Genomic DNA, 15,193 nt, shown 5'->3' with positions numbered 1-15,193 from the left:
AGGGGGTCTTGCGCTCGGCAGCCGAGCAGGTAAAGGTGTGGCCTCAAACCTTTGACTCGAGGCAGGGAGCGGCTCATGGCCGACGACACCGACTCGTGCAGGGCAACACCCTCCGGCGCGCCGCCGGGTGGCGCCGATTCCACGATCTCTCCGGAAGACGACTATCTGAAGCGGCGCGCGCTGCGCCGGGGCAGCGCCGGCTGGTTGCTGCTGACCGGCCTCGGCGTGGCCTATGTCGTCTCCGGCGACTACGCGGGCTGGAACTTCGGCTTGGCGGAGGCGGGCTTCGGCGGCCTCGCCATAGCCGTCGTGCTCATGGGCCTGATGTACACGTGCCTGGTCTTCTCGCAGGCCGAGATGGCCGCGATCCTGCCGACGGCCGGCGGGGGGTACGGCTTCGCCCGGCGCGCGCTCGGCACCTGGGGCGGCTTCCTCACCGGCACCGCGATCCTCATCGAGTACGTCCTCGCCCCCGCCGCGATCTCCATCTTCATCGGTGACTACGTGGAGTCACTGAACCTCTTCGGCCTGGAGTCAGGCTGGCCGGTCTATCTCGCCTGTTTCGCGATCTTCATCGGCATCCACCTGTGGGGTGTGGGCGAGGCGCTGCGCTTCATCTTCGTCGTCACCGGCATCGCGGTCGCCGCGCTGCTGATCTTCGTCCTCGGGGCCGCCACCGAGTTCGACGCGGGCGGGCTCAACGACATCCCGGTGGATGCCGACGCCTTCGGCGCCAACTCCTGGCTGCCCTTCGGCGTGCTCGGCATCTGGGCGGCGTTCCCCTTCGGCATGTGGTTCTTCCTCGGCGTCGAGGGCGTGCCGCTGGCGGCCGAGGAGACCAAGGACCCGGCACGCTCACTGCCGAAGGCGATGGCCCTGTCCATCGCGATCCTGCTGGTGCTCGCGCTGGTCACCTTCCTCGCCGCGACCGGCGCGCGCGGCGCCGCCGCCGTGCAGGACGCGGGCAACCCGCTGGTGGCCGCGCTCCAGGGCGACGGCGAGCCGACGGCGCTGAGCCGGTTCGTGAACTACGCCGGACTGGCCGGTCTCGTCGCCTCCTTCTTCTCCCTCATCTACGCCGGGTCCCGGCAGCTGTTCGCGCTCTCCCGCGCCGGTTACCTGCCGCGCTTCCTCTCCCTGACGAGCCGCCGCAAGGCCCCGTATCTCAGCCTGCTGGTGCCGGGAGCGCTGGGCTTCGCGCTTGCCGCGTCCACCGGCGACGGCGCCCGGATGCTGAATGTCGCCGTCTTCGGCGCGACCATCTCGTACGCCCTGATGGCCCTGTCGCACATCGTGCTGCGGCGCCGCGAGCCGAACCTGCCGCGGCCGTACCGCACACCTGGTGGCGTCGTCACCTCCTCGGTGGCGCTCCTGCTGGCCTGCTCCGCGCTCGTGGCGACCTTCCTGGTGGACAAGGACGCGGCCTTCATCGCGCTCGGCGTCTATGTCGTCGCCCTGGCCTACTTCGCCTTCTACAGCAGGCGCCGCCTTGTCGCGGCCGCTCCGGAGGAGGAGTTCGCCGCCCTGGCCGCGGCCGAGGCCGAACTCGAACGCAACTGACCTTCTGAGACACGAGTGATCGGAGCAGCCGTGCCCAAGCCGCTCATCGGCATCAGTACGTATCTGGACCCGTCCGTGCGGTGGGGGGTGTGGCACCTGCCCGCCGCCGTGCTGCCGGCCGGCTACCACCGGCAGGTGCAGTACACGGGCGGGCTCGCGGCGATGCTGCCGCCGGATGATCCCGCCGCAGCCGAGGAGACGGTCGCCCGGCTCGACGGGCTGGTCATCGCGGGCGGGGCGGATGTGCAGCCCGTACGGTACGGAGTGGAGACGCACGCGGAGACCGGGCCGCCGGACCTGGCGCGGGATGCCTGGGAGCTGGCTCTGATCGAGGCCGCGCTGGCGGCGGGGAAGCCGCTGCTGGGCGTCTGCCGCGGCATGCAGCTTCTCAACGTCGCGCTGGGGGGCACCCTCATCCAGCACCTGTCGCAGACGGTGGGGCACGGCGGGCACTCCGGGCCGCCAGGGCTGTTCGCCGAGCACGTGGTGAAGCCGGTGCCGGGCACCCGCCTGGCTGTGGCCGTGCCGGAGGCGGTGGGCGTGCCGACGTACCACCACCAGGCCGTGGACCAGCTGGGCGGCGGACTGATGGCGAGCGCGTTCGCCGACGACGGCACGGTCGAGGCGGTCGAACTCCGGGACACGGACAGTTTCGTATTGGGTGTGCAGTGGCATCCGGAGGCGGGTGAGGACCTCCGGGTGATGCGGGCGCTGGTCACCGCTGCCAGGGCGCCGGTGCAGGTCCGCCGCGCCGCGACGGGTTGTCGTGAGCGGTCGGCTGGGCCGGCCCAGCCGAGGGCTCACGGCTCAGTCTGAGCGGTCGGACACGGCAGAGGGCGCCTGCCTTCCCCAGCGACAGCCGGGGGGAGGGGAAGGATGCCGCGCCGTCATCGCCGTGGATGCCGGTCGATGGGCCCGCGGCTGTACACCGCGAACGCGGGCTGCCGTTCGCGGACTTCTCCACCATGATCCGCTGCCCCTCCCCCGGCCGCAGCTGGCGGTGAGGCTCTGGCGAGTCCCGGAATCCGAGCCGGATCAGCGCTCGGCAGGTGATCCGGGAACGCGACCGCACCATCCGGCGTCTGCGCGGCCGGGCCGCAGGCAGCACGCAATGCGCCTCGGAGGGGAGAGTCCGGGACGGCTCCGGGCACGGCGCGCGACGGGTGCGGGCCCGGCCCGGCGTCGCAGGAGTGCGGGGGCCGGGGGTCAGCCGCCCGCGCGGGCCAGGGCGGCCTGGGCCGCTGGGCGGAGGCGGTGGTGGGCCGCGGCCTCGCGGAGTACCGGGCGGGCCCGTGCGTCTCCTATGCGGCCGAGCCCCTCGACGCAGGCGAGCGCTATCGGCCAGTGCGGTCCGGGCCCGTCCAGCAGTCTGCCCAGCAGGGAGACCAGCGCCGGTACGGACTCGGGTGCGCGGAGCGCGACGAGCACCCGTACGGGGTGCAGCGCGTAGGCCGTCCGCAGCTCGTTCGTGGCCAGGGCCGCCGCCGCGCGTGCGGTGCGCGGATCGCGGAGCCGTACGAGGGCGTGTGCGGCGGTGGCACCGCGCAGCGGGTCACGGTAGTTGAGCAGGAAGACGAGAGTCTCGAAGGCCCGGCGGTCCCCCGCGCAGCCGAGTGCGAAGGCGGCCATCTCCTGGGCCCACAGCGGGCGTCCGGTCTCCGCGAGCACTTCCGCCAGGGCGTCGCGCGCGCCGGGGCCGCCGTCCCGGGCGAGCGCTTCCAGTTCGGCCCGCTCAGCCTGCGCACCGCGGCTGTCCGCCTCCGCCCGGACTCTCCTCAGCAGTTGCTCGAATTCCGTGCCGTCCTGCGGTTCCGACAGTGCACCGGTCGTCATAGGACCCCCTCACATGCAATTGAACCGCACCGGAGGGCGTGGCCACAGGGGCCGTACAGGCGCGGGAGAAGCGGCGCACGGCCCGGCGAGGGAGCGCGCACGGGCGCCCGGGCGGGTTCAGGGGCGCTCCGTGGTGTCCGCGCGCGGTACAGGTCACAGCTGCGGCCCTCTGGTGTTCTTGTTACTGGCGAGTTAGTGTGCTCATCAGAGCGGTACCCCCGCTCAGGCGGCCTGGTGACGCAGCCGCCGAGAGTGCAGTCGGTTCGGCGACCTTGGTACGGCCCGGCCCCGGGACAGGGCCGGCCGGTTCTCCGCAACTCCCCTTGCCGTGTGCGTGTGCACGCGCGGCGCACCCTCATCAGCCTCGCCCTGCCGGGGCTTGTGTCACCCACTGACTGGAGTCCCGTGATGGACCGTCCCTCCCTCACCACCATCGCCGTCGTCGGCCTGGGCACCATGGGCACCGGTATCGCCGACGTACTCATCCGGTCCGGCCGCGAGGTGATCGGCATCGACACCGACGAACTCGCCTCCCGCCGGGCCGTGACCTCGCTGGAGACCTCCACCGCGCGCGCCGTGGAGCGCGGGCGCATCACCGCCACGGAGCGCCGGGACGCGCTGGCCCGCTTCCGCACCTTCCCCGATGTGCGGGCCGCCGCCGAGGCGGACCTGGTGATCGAGGTGGTGCCGGAGGACTACGACACCAAGTGCCGCGTCTTCGCCGCGCTCGACACCGTGGTCAGGCCGGACGCCATCATGGCGACAGGCACCAACGCGCTCTCGGTGACCCGGCTGGCGGCCGACTCCGACCGGCCCGAGCGCGTGCTGGGTCTGCACTTCTTCAACCCGGCTCCCGCCATGCGGCTCGTCGAGATCGTCTCCTCGGTGCTGACCGCGCCGGAGGCGGTTGCGGCTGTCACCGATCTGGTCCGCGAGCTGGACAAGGATCCGATCGCGGTCGGCGACCGGCCCGGATTCCTCGCGGACGGCCTGCTGTTCGGCTATCTGAACCAGGCGGCGGCGATGTACGAGTCCCGGTACGCGAGCCGCGAGGACATCGACGCCGCGATGCGGCTGGGCTGCGGGCTGCCGATGGGCCCGCTGGCGCTGCTGGACCTGATCGGCATCGACACCGCGCGCACGGTGCTGGACGCGATGTACGCCGAGTCGCAGGACCGGCTGCACGCTCCGGCCTCGGTGCTGCGGCAGTTGAGCGACGCCGGGCTGAACGGCCGCAAGTCCGGCCGCGGCTTCTACACCTACGCCTCCCCCGGCAGCGCCGAGACGGTGCCGGACGCCGCGACGCCGGACACCGCCGCCACGGACGCGTCCGCCCGTACGGTCCGGGCCGTCGGCGTCGTCGGCTCCGGCACCATGGCCGCCGGTATCGCGGAGGTCTTCGCGAAGGCCGGGTATCCGACCGTGCTCACCGCGCGCGGTGCTTCGAAGGCCGCCGCGGCGAAGGCCCGGGTGGCCACCTCGCTGGAGCGGTCGGTCGCCAAGGGGCGGCTGGGCGCGGCCGAGCGGGACGCCGCGCTCGCGCGGATCGCCCCGGCGGGGTCGCTGGGCGCGCTGGTGGGCGTGGATCTGGTCGTGGAGGCCGTCGCGGAGGATCTCACGGTGAAGCGGCAGCTCTTCGCGGCGCTGGACGAGGTGTGCGGCCCGGGTACGGTGCTGGCCACCACCACCTCCTCGCTCCCGGTCGTCGCCTGCGCCCGCGCCACCTCGCGCCCGCGGGACGTCGTCGGGATGCACTTCTTCAATCCGGCGCCCGCGATGAAACTCGTCGAGGTGGTCCGCACCGTGCTGACCGGCGACGAGGCGCACGCCACCGTGCGCCAGGTGTGCGGGGTGCTGCGCAAGCACCCGGTGGACTGCGGGGACCGGGCGGGCTTCATCGTGAACGCGCTGCTGTTCCCGTATCTGAACAACGCGGTCAAGATGGTCCAGGAGCACTATGCCTCGCCGGACGACATCGACGCCGCGATGCGGCTCGGCGGCGGCTATCCGATGGGCCCCTTCGAGCTGCTGGACGTGGTCGGTCTGGACGTGTCGCTGGCGATCGAGCGGGTGCTGCACACCGAGTTCCGTGACCCGGGGCTCGCCCCCGCACCGCTGCTCGAACACCTGGTCGCGGCGGGTTGCCTGGGCCGCAAGACCGGCCGGGGCTTCCGCGAGTACGCGCGGCGGTGACCGGCTCCGGGCCACCCGGAGGGGGGTGGGGCGGGCTGCTGCAGCCTCCCTCCGGCGGCCCGTCACCCGAGCCCGTCACACCGTGTAACGTGCACCACATGCCGGAGCCCGCGAAGCCTTCCCGTACCCCAGCCGCCTCCTCCCAGCGTCTGAAGCTGCGCCGGGAGTTGGCCGCCGCGGCCATGGAGCTGTTCGCGACGAAGGGGTACGAGGCGACCACGGTCGACGAGATCGCGGCGCGGGCCGGGGTCGCCCGGCGCACCTTCTTCCGGCACTTCCGCTCCAAGGAAGAGGCGATCTTCCCGGACCACGACGAGACCCTCGTACGGGCCCAGGCGGTACTGGAGGCGGCGCCCGCGCACGAGCACCCGCTGGACACCGTGTGCCGGGGCATCAAAGAGGTGATGAAGATGTACGCCGCCTCCCCCAAGGGGAGTGTCGAGCGGTACAAGCTGACGCGCGAGGTGCCGGCCCTGCGCGAGCGCGAGATCGCCTCGGTGGCGCGCTATGAGCGGCTGTTCACGCGCTATCTGCTGGGCCACTTCGACGAGGCGGCACACGGGGACGGCGTGAGCGACTACGACGAGCCGCTGCTCGCGGAGGTTGCTGCCTCGGCCGTGGTCACCGCGCACAACCACGTGCTGCGGCGCTGGCTGCGCGGCGGCGGCGCGGGCGATGTGGAGGCGCAGCTCGACCACGCCTTCGCGATCGTGCGGCGGACTTTCGGCACCGGCTTCGGGGCGAACCGCGCGGTGAGCGGGGGGCGTTCGAACGCGGCGGAGACGGCGCGGCAAGGCGAGGTGCTGGTCACCGTCGCCCGTACGGACGCGCCGCTGGCCGAGATCATGAACTCCATCGAGGACGCGCTGCGCAAACACGACGCTTGACTTGAAGTTCTCTTCAAGTACGACGGTGTCCACATGACCACCACCACGGATATCCAGCAGCTGCACACCCTCGCCGACCGCGCCGCCCTCACCGATCTCCTCGACCGCTACCAGCACTCCCTCGACCAGGGCCCCTTCGACGCCGCCTGGGCGGCGCGCTTCTACACCGCGGACGCCCACATCGAGGTCCCTGTCGGAGCCTCCGAGGGGCGGGAGGAGATCGCCCGCGACACCACGCGCGGCGTCGGACTCTTCGCGCGCACCCAGCATGTCGGCACGAACTACGTGATCGACCTGGACGGCGACCGCGCCACCGTGCGGGCGAGCGTCGTGAGCCTTCACGTACTGCGGGGAGAGCGCCCCCAGGAGGGCATGTTCGCCTCGGGCGGCTGGAACGACTACGAACTGCTGCGGACGGACGAGGGCTGGCGCATCCACCGCCAGGCGATGCACATCACCTGGACCCAGGGCGAGCCTCCCCGCATGTAGCCGGGCAGCCCATGCAGCCGGTCAGCCGCCGCGCTCATCTGTGTACGGCAGCTGACATCCGAGAGGAATTTCTGGCACCCAGTGTCTTGCGTCTTGGCACTGGGTGCCATAACGTCGTTCTCAGTCCGGTCGCTGTCCCCATGGATTTCACCCCCGTGCGCGTACCGGACGCCTGCGTCACAGGCACCCTCCGCGCCCACCCGGCGCTCGGGTCATCCGCGCCCACCGGGCGCTCGACTCATCCGCGCCCACCGGGCGCCGCAGCACCAAGCCGAACCGACGGCACTGCCTCAACATCCCCCAGAGCGTTCCTCCAACGCGCTTCGCCGGAGGCATTACCGTGAACAAGATCCTCGACGCGATCCTCGCGTCCGACACCACGGCCGACGACTTCGCCGCACTCGAACTGCCGGAGTCCTACCGCGCGGTCACCGTGCACAAGGACGAGGCCGAGATGTTCGCCGGTCTGTCCAGCAAGGAGAAGGACCCCCGCGAGTCACTGCACCTCGACGAAGTCCCGGTCCCCGAACTCGGGCCGGGCGAGGCGCTGGTGGCCGTGATGGCCTCCTCCGTGAACTACAACTCCGTGTGGACCTCGATCTTCGAGCCGCTGCCCACCTTCGCCTTCCTGGAACGCTACGGCCGGCTCTCCCCGCTGGCCAAGCGGCACGACCTGCCGTACCACGTGATCGGCTCCGACCTGGCCGGCGTCGTCCTGCGCACCGGAGCGGGGGTGAACTCCTGGAAGCCCGGGGACGAGGTGGTGGCGCACTGCCTCTCCGTCGAGCTGGAGAGCTCCGACGGGCACAACGACACGATGCTCGACCCCGAGCAGCGCATCTGGGGCTTCGAGACCAACTTCGGCGGACTGGCCGAGATCGCCCTCGTCAAGTCCAACCAGCTGATGCCCAAGCCGGGCCACCTCTCCTGGGAGGAGGCCGCCTCGCCGGGGCTGGTCAACTCCACCGCGTACCGGCAGCTGGTGTCCCGCAACGGCGCCGGGATGAAGCAGGGCGACAACGTCCTGATCTGGGGCGCCTCCGGCGGACTCGGCAGCTACGCGACGCAGTTCGCGCTCGCGGGAGGGGCGACGCCCATCTGCGTGGTCTCCAGCGAGCAGAAGGCGGAGGTCTGCCGGAGGATGGGCGCCAGCGCGGTCATCGACCGCACCGCCGGCGGATACCGGTTCTGGAAGGACGAGCACCGGCAGGACCCCAAGGAGTGGAAGCGCTTCGGCAAGGACATCCGCGAGCTGACGGGCGGCGAGGACGTCGACATCGTCTTCGAGCACCCGGGCCGTGAGACCTTCGGCGCCAGCGTGTACGTCACCCGCAAGGGCGGCACGATCGTCACCTGCGCCTCGACCTCCGGCTACACGCACGAGTACGACAACCGCTACCTGTGGATGTCACTCAAGCGGATCGTCGGCTCGCACTTCGCCAACTACCGCGAGGCGTGGGAGGCGAACCGGCTGGTCGCCAAGGGCAGGATCCACCCCACCCTCTCCAGGACCTACACCCTGGAGGAGACCGGGCAGGCCGCGTACGACGTGCACCGCAACCTGCACCAGGGCAAGGTCGGCGTCCTCGCACTCGCCCCGGAGGAGGGCATGGGCGTCCGCGATCCGGAGCTGCGCGCCCAGCACGCCACCGCGCTGAACCGCTTCCGGGACGTGTGACATGGAGTCCCCGCAGAGTCAGAAGCACAAGCAGAGCCAGAAGCAGAAGGACCGTCCGTGGCTGATGCGGACGTACGCCGGGCACTCCACCGCCGAGGCGTCCAACGCGCTCTACCAGCGGAATCTCGCCAAGGGCCAGACGGGCCTGTCGGTCGCCTTCGACCTGCCGACCCAGACGGGCTACGACCCGGACCACACGCTCGCCCGCGGCGAGGTCGGCCGGGTCGGGGTGCCGGTTTCCCATCTCGGCGACATGCGGCGGCTGTTCCGGGACATCCCGCTGGAGCGGATGAACACCTCCATGACCATCAACGCGACCGCCATGTGGCTGCTCGCGCTCTACCAGGTGGTCGCGGAGGAGCAGGGGGCCGACGTAACGGCGCTCCAGGGGACGACGCAGAACGACATCGTCAAGGAGTACCTGTCACGCGGGACCCATGTCTTCCCGCCCGGTCCGAGCCTCCGGCTCACCACGGACATGATCGTGTACACCGTCCGCCACCTCCCCCGCTGGAACCCGATCAACATCTGCAGCTACCACCTGCAGGAGGCCGGAGCCACTCCGGTACAGGAGATCGCGTACGCGATGAGCACGGCGATCGCCGTCCTCGACTCGGTGTTCGCCTCCGGGCAGGTGCCCGAGGAGCGCAGGGGTGACGTCGTCGGGCGCATCTCGTTCTTCGTGAACGCGGGCGTCCGCTTCGTCGAGGAGATGTGCAAGATGCGCGCCTTCGGCCGCATCTGGGACCGCATCACCCGTGAGCGGTACGGCATCACGGACCCGAAGCAGCGCCGCTTCCGCTACGGCGTCCAGGTCAACTCCCTGGGCCTCACCGAGGCGCAGCCGGAGAACAACCTCCAGCGGATCGTACTGGAGATGCTGGCCGTCACCCTCTCCAGGGACGCCCGCGCCCGTGCCGTACAGCTGCCCGCCTGGAACGAGGCGCTCGGCCTCCCCCGGCCCTGGGACCAGCAGTGGTCGCTGCGCATCCAGCAGGTGCTCGCGCACGAGAGCGACCTGCTGGAGTACGGGGACCTCTTCGAGGGGTCGCACGTGGTGGAGGAGAAGGTCGAATCGCTGGTCGCTGAGGCGCTCGCGGAGATCGGCCACATCGAGCAGCTGGGCGGCGCGATGGCGGCCGTGGAGTCGGGCTACCTCAAGTCGCAGCTGGTCTCCTCGCACGCCGAACGCCGCGCGCGCATCGAATCCGGCGAGGAGAAGATCGTCGGCGTCAACTGCTACCAGGGCTCCGAGCCGAACCCGCTCACCGCCGATCTGGACACCGCCATCATGACCGTCGACCCGGCGAACGAGGCGGGTGTGGTGCGGGCGGTGCGCGAGTGGCGGGCCACCCGCGACGAGCCGTACGTCCACCCGCCCGCGGCCAAGGCGCTCCAGCTGCTCAAGGAGGCGGCGGCCACCGACACCAACCTGATGGAGGCCACCGTCGAATGCGCCCGCGCGGGCGTCACCACCGGCGAGTGGGCCGGGGCGCTGCGCGAGGTCTTCGGCGAGTTCCGCGCCCCGACGGGGGTGAGCAGCGCGCCCGTCGCGGTCGCCGCCGAGCGGGGCTCCACGCTGGCCCTGGTACGCGGCCGGGTCGACCGCACCGCAGCCGACCTCACCGCGGCGGCGGGCGCCGCCTCCGGCGGGGGCAGGCTGCGGCTGCTGGTCGGCAAGCCCGGTCTGGACGGGCACAGCAACGGCGCCGAGCAGATCGCCGTACGGGCCCGTGACGCGGGCTTCGAGGTGATCTACCAGGGCATCCGCCTCACGCCCGAGGAGATCGTCTCGGCCGCCGTCGCCGAGGATGTGCACTGCGTCGGCCTGTCGATCCTCTCCGGCTCGCACACGGAGCTGGTGCCCGAGGTGCTGGAGCGGCTCCGCCGGGCCGGGGCGGAGGACATCCCGGTCATCGTCGGCGGCATCATCCCGTCCGCCGACGCACAGGTGCTGCGTGCCGCCGGAGTGGCGGCCGTCTTCACCCCGAAGGACTTCGGTATCACGGAGATCATCGGCCGTATCGTCGACGAGATCCGTACCGCGAGCGGGCTCGAACCCCTTGAGCCGCTCGGCTCCCCCGATCCGCACCACACGCCCGACCCCCTGGAGGTCCCCGCATGACTGGCTCTTCCGGCGCTTCCGGCCCCTCCGGCGGCACGGTGAACCGTCTCCGCCCGCGCCGCTCCTGCCTCGCCGTACCCGGCAGCAATCCGCGCTTCCTGGAGAAGGCCCAGGGCCTCCCCGCGGACCAGGTCTTCCTCGATCTGGAGGACGCCTGCGCCCCGCTCGCCAAGGAGGGTGCCCGGCACACCATCGTCGAGGCGCTCAACGAGGGCGACTGGGGCGGCAAGACCCGGGTGGTGCGGGTGAACGACTGGACGACTCACTGGACGTACCGCGATGTGATCACCGTCGTGGAGGGTGCCGGGCAGAACCTGGACTGCGTCATGCTGCCCAAGGTGCAGGACGCGCAGCAGGTGCACGCGCTGGATCTGCTGCTCACCCAGATCGAGAAGACGGTCGGGCTTCAGGTGGGCCGGATCGGCATCGAGGCACAACTGGAGAACGCCAGGGGCCTTGTCAACGTCGACGAGATCGCCGCCGCCTCGCCCCGGCTGGAGGCCCTGATCTTCGGGCCCGCCGACTTCATGGCCTCGATCAACATGAAGACGCTCGTGGTCGGCGAGCAGCCGCCGGGCTACCCGGCCGACGCCTACCACTACATCCTGATGCGGATTCTGATGGCCGCCCGCGCCCACGATCTCCAGGCGATCGACGGCCCCTACCTCCAGATCCGGAACGTCGACGGCTACCGCGAGGTCGCACGGCGCGCCGCCGCGCTCGGCTTCGACGGCAAGTGGGTGCTGCACCCGGGCCAGGTCGAGGCGTCGAACGAGATCTTCTCGCCCTCCCAGGAGGACTACGACCACGCCGAACTGATCCTGGACGCCTACGAGTACTTCACCTCCGAGGCGGGCGGCAGGAAGGGCTCGGCCATGATCGGCGACGAGATGATCGACGAGGCCAGCCGCAAGATGGCGCTGGTGGTCGCCGGAAAGGGCCGGGCAGCCGGTCTCACCCGTACATCCGAGTTCGAGGCCCCGGAGGCGTGAGCATGCAGTTCGGCCGCACCTATGAGGAGTTCACGGTCGGTGACGTGTACAAGCACTGGCCGGGCAAGACGGTCACGGAGTACGACGACCATCTCTTCTGCCTGCTGACGATGAACCACCATCCGCTGCACCTGGACGCCCACTACGCGGAGCGGACCACCGACTTCGGCCGGAACGTCGTGGTGGGCAACTACGTCTACTCGCTGCTGCTGGGCATGTCGGTGCCGGACGTGTCCGGCAAGGCGATCGCCAACCTGGAGATCGAGTCGCTCAAGCACGTGGCTCCGACCTTCCACGGCGACACGCTGTACGGCGAGACGACCGTGCTGGACAAGACGCCCTCCCGCACCAAGGACGACCGCGGCATCGTGCAGGTCGCGACGAAGGGCTACAAGCAGGACGGCACGGTGGTGTGCGTCTTCCGCCGCAAGGTGATGGTGCCCACCGCGGCGTACGTCGAGGAGCGCGGCGGGGAGCAGCCGGGCCGCCCGGAGCCGCAGGAGATCCAGCCGCAGCGGCGCGTGAAGGGAGCGAAGTGACATGGGAAGGCTCGCGCAGACCGAGGGGCTGACCGAGATCCAGCGGGAGATCCTGGGCACCGTCCGTGCATTCGTCGACAAGGAGATCCTCCCGGTCGCCACCGAGCTGGAGCACCGGGACGAGTACCCGACCGAAATCGTCCGGGGCCTGAAGGAACTGGGCCTCTTCGGCCTGATGATTCCCGAGGAGTACGGCGGGCTCGGGGAGTCGCTGCTGACCTACGCGCTGTGCGTCGAGGAGATCGCCCGGGGCTGGATGAGCGTCTCGGGCATCGTCAACACGCACTTCATCGTGGCGTACATGCTGGCGCAGCACGGCACGCAGGAGCAGAAGGACCACTTCCTGCCCAGAATGGCGACGGGCGACATCCGGGGGGCCTTCTCCATGTCGGAGCCCGCGCTGGGCTCCGACGTGTCGGCGATCACGTCCAAGGGCGTACGGGACGGCGAGGAGTACGTCCTGGACGGCCAGAAGATGTGGCTCACCAACGGCGGTTCCGCGTCTCTGGTGGCCGTGCTGTGCCGTACGGACGAGGGGCATCCGGAGGGCACGCCCGCGCACAAGTCGATGACCACCTTCCTCATCGAGAAGGAGCCGGGCTTCGGTGAGGTGCGGCCGGGACTGACCATACCCGGCAAAATTGACAAAATGGGATACAAAGGTGTCGACACCACGGAGATGGTGATGGACGGCCTGCGCCTTCCCGCGGCGCGCGTGCTGGGCGGGGCCACCGGCCGGGGTTTTTACCAGATGATGGACGGGGTCGAGGTCGGCCGGGTCAACGTCGCCGCCCGTGGCTGCGGTGTCGCCCAGCGCGCCTTCGAGCTCGGCATCTCCTACGCACAGCAGCGGCACACCTTCGGCAAGCCGATCGCACAGCACCAGGCGATCCAGTTCAAGCTGGCCGAGATGGCCACCAAGGTCGAGGCCGCGCACGCCCTGATGGTGGGCGCCGCACGCAAGAAGGACTCCGGCAGCCGCAACGACCTCGAAGCGGGAATGGCCAAATATCTCGCCTCGGAGTACTGCAAAGAGGTCGTGGAGGACGCTTTCCGAATCCACGGCGGGTACGGTTTCTCCAAGGAGTACGAGATTGAGCGGCTCTATCGGGAAGCACCCATGCTGCTGATCGGTGAAGGTACCGCTGAGATCCAGAAAATGATCGTTGGGCGCCGCCTGCTGGAGGAGTACCGTCTTCAGGGGTGATCGCCCGATTCGGGGTGCGGCACCGCGGTTCGGGTGCGGCACCCCAGCCGGGACGCCCGGGTACGGACTGGCCCTCTGGCTTGCCCAGTTGCCACCCGTAACCGATAACATCCCCGAAGGCCGCCGTCCCCTCTCTGTCGCGGCACCCTCCGCTACGAAGGTCATTCATGCCCCACAGCTCATCCTCTGCACCCAGCGGTCGAATCCGCCTAGCGCGCGGAGCGTCGCCGTGGCTCCTCCCCACCATGGCCACCGCCGCCGTCAGCCTGCTCCGGTGCCGCCGGTCAGGAGCCGCCGCGGCGGTCGCCGTGCCCGCCACCGCGCTCGCGGCGGGCATGCTGTGGTTCTTCCGCGACCCTGAGCGGGAGATCACACCGGGCCGCTTCATCTCCCCGGCGGACGGCGTGGTGCAGAGCATCATGCCGTGGAAGGACGGGCGTACCCGGGTGGCGATCTTCATGAGCCCGTTGAACGTCCACGTCAACCGCGCGCCGCTGGCGGGGACCGTGGCGTCGGTGGAGCACATCCCCGGCGGGTTCGTACCGGCGTTCAACAAGGAGAGTGAGAACAACGAGCGGGTCGTCTGGCACTTCGACACGGAGTTCGGCGACATCGAGATGGTCCAGATCGCCGGTGCCGTGGCCCGGCGGATCGTCCCGTACGTAGCGCAGGGCAGCAAGGTCGAGCAGGGCGAGCGGGTCGGGCTGATCCGCTTCGGCTCGCGGGTGGACATCTACCTCCCGCAGGGGGTCCAGGCCGACGTCGAGGTCGGCCAGGCCACGACAGCGGGGGTGACACGACTTGACCGTGACTGATCCCGACACCCAGGCCACATGGGCCGGCGAGGTGGAGGAGGACGACGATGAGATGCCGCTGTCCATGCGGCTCTCGATAGCGGACACCCTGACCCTGGGGAACGCCACCTGTGGCTTCCTCGCGGTCTACTTCACCACCACCGGCGTACTCATCCCGCACCTCGCGGGCAACGAGGACGGCGGCATGGCACGGCACAGCGCCGCCACCGCCGTCATCCTGATGCTCCTGGCATCGGTCTTCGACCTCTTCGACGGGCTGGTCGCACGGAAGCTGCGCAGCTCGCCGATGGGGGCGGAACTGGACAACCTGTCCGACCTGATCAGCTTCGGGCTGGCGCCCGCCTACTTCGTGGCCGTCTGGGGCATGGTCGCCAGCGACGCCCACCAGCGGGTCTCGGTGGTCGCGGCGGTGGTCGTACTCCTGGCGGTGGTCCTGAGACTCGCCCGGTTCTCCTGTGTCACCTTGCGTGACGGCATCTTCCAGGGCATGCCGAGTCCCTTCGGCGCGCTGACGGTCGTCTCGATCGTACTGCTCGGGCTGCCGTTCATCCCGACGCTGCTGGCCATCGTCGGCGTCGCCTGGCTGATGGTGAGCCGCGTGGAGTACCCCAAGCCGCGCGGGCGGCTGGCCCTCGCGATGCTCAGCTGGATCGTGCTCAGCATGGGCCTGCTGGCGGCCTGGGCCTTCGACGCACCGGGCGGCGAGTTGCTGCTCCAGACGGGTTGCGCGCTCCAGGTCGTCCTGGGCGCGGTCATCCCGCTCTTCGCCACGGCCCGCCGGGTCAACAGCTTCCGCGACAACCGCCGCGAAGCGCGGGCTGCTGCGCAGGGCTGAGGCCGGAACACGGCATGCGCGCGGGCCCGGACGGAGGCTT

13 protein-coding genes are annotated in these 15,193 nt (G+C 70.5%); 12 read left to right on the top strand and 1 reads right to left on the bottom strand.

The window, feature by feature from the left end:
• Positions 1-75 precede the first annotated feature (75 nt).
• Complete coding sequence (eat, locus tag LHJ74_RS26570) at positions 76-1,560, top strand: ethanolamine permease (RefSeq protein ID WP_260220800.1); 1,485 nt, start codon at positions 76-78, stop codon at positions 1,558-1,560.
• Positions 1,561-1,590: 30 nt separating this feature from the next.
• Complete coding sequence (locus LHJ74_RS26565; RefSeq protein WP_260220799.1) at positions 1,591-2,376, top strand: gamma-glutamyl-gamma-aminobutyrate hydrolase family protein; 786 nt, start codon at positions 1,591-1,593, stop codon at positions 2,374-2,376.
• A gap of 390 nt (positions 2,377-2,766) precedes the next feature.
• On the opposite strand, the gene LHJ74_RS26560 is transcribed toward LHJ74_RS26565, so the two are convergent.
• The gene (locus LHJ74_RS26560) at positions 2,767-3,393 is read right to left on the bottom strand and encodes a HEAT repeat domain-containing protein (RefSeq protein ID WP_260220798.1); all 627 of its coding nucleotides are present in this window, start codon (positions 3,391-3,393) and stop codon (positions 2,767-2,769) included.
• A gap of 408 nt (positions 3,394-3,801) precedes the next feature.
• Between LHJ74_RS26560 and LHJ74_RS26555 the strand changes: the two genes are divergently transcribed.
• The 10 genes from LHJ74_RS26555 (at position 3,802) to pssA (ending at position 15,153) form a co-directional block, all read left to right on the top strand.
• A complete protein-coding gene (locus LHJ74_RS26555; RefSeq protein WP_260220797.1) occupies positions 3,802-5,586 on the top strand; it encodes a 3-hydroxyacyl-CoA dehydrogenase family protein in 1,785 nt (594 codons plus the stop codon).
• Between the two features lie 98 nt (positions 5,587-5,684).
• Positions 5,685-6,473 (top strand): TetR family transcriptional regulator, encoded by a 789-nt coding sequence (locus tag LHJ74_RS26550; RefSeq protein ID WP_260220796.1) that lies wholly within the window; start codon positions 5,685-5,687, stop codon positions 6,471-6,473.
• Positions 6,474-6,506: 33 nt separating this feature from the next.
• Positions 6,507-6,962, top strand: a complete 456-nt coding sequence (locus LHJ74_RS26545) for a nuclear transport factor 2 family protein (protein ID WP_260220795.1) — start codon at positions 6,507-6,509, stop codon at positions 6,960-6,962.
• A gap of 340 nt (positions 6,963-7,302) precedes the next feature.
• A complete protein-coding gene (ccrA, locus tag LHJ74_RS26540; RefSeq protein WP_260220794.1) occupies positions 7,303-8,640 on the top strand; it encodes a crotonyl-CoA carboxylase/reductase in 1,338 nt (445 codons plus the stop codon).
• 1 nt (position 8,641) lies between these two features.
• The gene (locus LHJ74_RS26535; protein ID WP_260220793.1) at positions 8,642-10,765 is read left to right on the top strand and encodes an ethylmalonyl-CoA mutase; all 2,124 of its coding nucleotides are present in this window, start codon (positions 8,642-8,644) and stop codon (positions 10,763-10,765) included.
• On the top strand, positions 10,762-11,757 hold the full coding sequence (locus LHJ74_RS26530; protein WP_260220792.1) for an HpcH/HpaI aldolase/citrate lyase family protein: 996 nt from the start codon (positions 10,762-10,764) through the stop codon (positions 11,755-11,757). The genes LHJ74_RS26535 and LHJ74_RS26530 overlap by 4 nt, the downstream gene beginning before the upstream one ends.
• Before the next feature lie 2 nt (positions 11,758-11,759).
• On the top strand, positions 11,760-12,296 hold the full coding sequence (locus tag LHJ74_RS26525) for a MaoC family dehydratase (protein ID WP_260220962.1): 537 nt from the start codon (positions 11,760-11,762) through the stop codon (positions 12,294-12,296).
• A gap of 1 nt (position 12,297) precedes the next feature.
• Entirely contained in the window at positions 12,298-13,503 is a 1,206-nt protein-coding gene (locus LHJ74_RS26520; RefSeq protein ID WP_260220791.1) for an acyl-CoA dehydrogenase family protein, read from the top strand.
• A 167-nt stretch (positions 13,504-13,670) separates the two neighbouring features.
• Positions 13,671-14,318, top strand: coding sequence for a phosphatidylserine decarboxylase (locus LHJ74_RS26515; RefSeq protein ID WP_260220790.1), 648 nt, complete (start codon positions 13,671-13,673; stop codon positions 14,316-14,318).
• Positions 14,305-15,153, top strand: a complete 849-nt coding sequence (gene pssA, locus LHJ74_RS26510; protein WP_260220789.1) for a CDP-diacylglycerol--serine O-phosphatidyltransferase — start codon at positions 14,305-14,307, stop codon at positions 15,151-15,153. The genes LHJ74_RS26515 and pssA overlap by 14 nt, the downstream gene beginning before the upstream one ends.
• Positions 15,154-15,193: the final 40 nt, after the last annotated feature.

The organism is Streptomyces gossypii (genome assembly GCF_025165795.1).
GTDB lineage: Bacteria > Actinomycetota > Actinomycetes > Streptomycetales > Streptomycetaceae > Streptomyces > Streptomyces gossypii.
Note: the sequence above shows the minus strand (reverse complement) of the source record. Positions and strands in the feature narration are given on the sequence as shown.